The following is a 908-nucleotide window of genomic DNA, read 5'->3' on the forward strand; positions in this document are numbered from 1 at the left end:
GTATAGTGACGGGGAGAGGGGCGCTATTATCACCGGTTTCGCCAATGACCAGCATTGCAAGAAGAGGACAGTCGTTGCGGCCAGCCCCTTCTCCCCGTCAGTATATGGGGAGAAGTGCCCGGCAGGGCGATGAGGGGCGGCGCCGACGCTCGGCAAAGGTGAATTCGAACCTGAAGCGATTGCCCGCCGGGCATGGCCTGAATATCAACAATCCTAGACGAACAGATCGACCTTCTGGAACGTCGTCACGTCGATCAGGCCGACATCGGAAATCCTGAGTTCGGGAATGACGACCAGCGCCAGCAGCGAGTGCTGCATGTAGGCGTTGTTCAGCGAACAGCCCATCTTGCGCATCGCCTCGGTGAGCTTCTCTGCCTTGGCCGCGACGATCTCGGCCCGCTCGTCCGACATCAGCCCGGCGATCGGCATTTCGACCAGCGCCAGTTCCTTGCCCTTGGAGAACAGCACGACGCCGCCGCCGACTTCGCCCAGGCGGTTTACGGCCAGCGCCATGTCCTGCTTGTTGGTGCCGACGCAGATGATGTGGTGGGCGTCATGCGCCACGCTGGACGCCATGGCGCAGTCGCCCACATAGCCGAAGCCGGAAACGAAGGCGTTGGTGACGCCGCCCGTGCCCCGGTGGCGCTCGACCAGCGCGATCTGGCAGATGTCGTTGCGGCGGTCCATGGCGACCAGCCCGTCCTCGACCGGCAGATCGGCCTCAAGCGCGCGCGTCGGCGCCTGGTTCTCGATAACGCCGATGACACGCACCCGCACCTCGTTGGCGCCCTTGGGCGCCGTGATGTCGAAGTCGTCGCCCTTCAGCTTCTTGCCGAGCTTGACGGTGTTCTTCGCCGTCTTCGGGTAATCATAGGCCGGAATATCGATTTCGAGCTTGCCGCCCTTGG

General features: G+C 63.2%; 1 protein-coding gene. It reads right to left on the reverse strand.

The genetic code is table 11. The annotated features are described in order from the left end of the window. Positions 1-213: 213 nt before the first annotated feature. Positions 214-908 (reverse strand): adenine deaminase C-terminal domain-containing protein (locus tag EN964_RS35775; RefSeq protein WP_164776499.1); only part of this gene is annotated, 695 nt, incomplete at its 5' end.

Source organism: Mesorhizobium sp. M7A.F.Ca.CA.001.10.2.1 (assembly GCF_003998575.1).
In the GTDB taxonomy this organism is placed as follows: Bacteria; Pseudomonadota; Alphaproteobacteria; order Rhizobiales; family Rhizobiaceae; genus Mesorhizobium.